This window comes from uncultured Campylobacter sp. (assembly GCF_938045595.1).
Classification (GTDB): Bacteria; Campylobacterota; Campylobacteria; order Campylobacterales; family Campylobacteraceae; genus Campylobacter_B.
Genome location: NZ_CALIBB010000259.1, coordinates 1 through 1,179, shown reverse-complemented (window position 1 = coordinate 1,179; position 1,179 = coordinate 1). Strand labels below are relative to the sequence as shown.

Here is a 1,179-nt window from a genome sequence, read left to right as displayed (position 1 = left end):
GAGCAAGAGGCTGTCTCTTTGTATCTGCTGCGCGCGGATCAAAAATTTTATATCAAAACTTCGGGCTCGACGGGCGAGGCGAAAAACATCGAAAAAAGCCTGCGCGATATGGTTTTGGAGGCGGAATTTTTGGTAGAAAGATTCGGCCTTTGCGCAAGCGATCGATTTTTATCGGGCGTCTCGCACCAAAATATGTTCGGGCTTACCTTTAGCATCTTCGTGCCGCTGCTTTGCGGCTCGCGCACGCAAAAAGGCGGGCTAAACTGCCCTGAAATCATCCTCGCAGCCGATCTTGCGGGCGCGGTGCTGATCAGCTCGCCCACGGTGTTAGGCGCGCTGTGCGAGCATGCAGATGCCGCAAACATAGCGCCTTTGGGCACCATTTTTAGCGCGGGTGCGCCGCTAAGTCCTGCGATCCGAGATAGGTTGGCAGCGCTTAGTAATGCCCGCATCGTCGATATTTACGGCTCGAGCGAAACGGGCGTGATCGCCTGCAACGAGGGCGCGGGGCTTAAAAAATTCGCTCCCGTAAGCGTGCAGATCCGCACGGATATCGATAGCTGCGGTGCGACAAAACGAGAGGGCGAGCTCTTTGATCCTGCGGCAAGCTCTTGCGGCGAAAATTCTGCGGCAAAGCCTAAAACGAGCCGCGTGGACGGGCAAGATATAAACTGCTCGAGCGAGCAGGCGTCTAAATTTAATGCAGACGCTAGCGATAAAACCGCAGCCAGCCAGAAAAACAGTCCCGCACCGATCGCCGCGACGAAATACGACGATAAATTTGCGCAATCAGATGGGCTTTGCGATAAATTTACGATAAAGCAGCCCGCCGACCAATTTTCGCAAGCGGGCGAGTTTACGATCAGCTCGCCTTGGTGCGAGCGCTTTGAAAGCCGCGATTTCGGCTATGTGTGCGCAGACCAGATCACGCTTTTGGGGCGCGGCGACCGCACCGTCAAGATCAACGAAAACCGCGTGAGCCTCGATCTGCTCGAAGCCAAACTCCGCTCGCACGAATTTATCGGCGAATGCAGGATCGATCTGCACCCGCAGCGCGACCGCGCCGTAGCTCTTATCAAGCTTAGCGATCGCGGCGAGCAGGTATTTCGCGCAGGCGGCAAAGAAGGCGATCATTGACAAGATGGAAACGGATCGCGCGACGCAGGAACGCATCATCAA

At 55.6% G+C, this 1,179-nt stretch carries 1 protein-coding gene; it reads left to right on the top strand.

Annotation, left to right across the window (positions count from 1 at the left end):
* Window positions 1-1,137: AMP-binding protein (locus Q0340_RS10355; RefSeq protein WP_298083238.1), on the top strand; the 1,137-nt coding region annotated here is incomplete at its 5' end.
* Window positions 1,138-1,179: the final 42 nt, after the last annotated feature.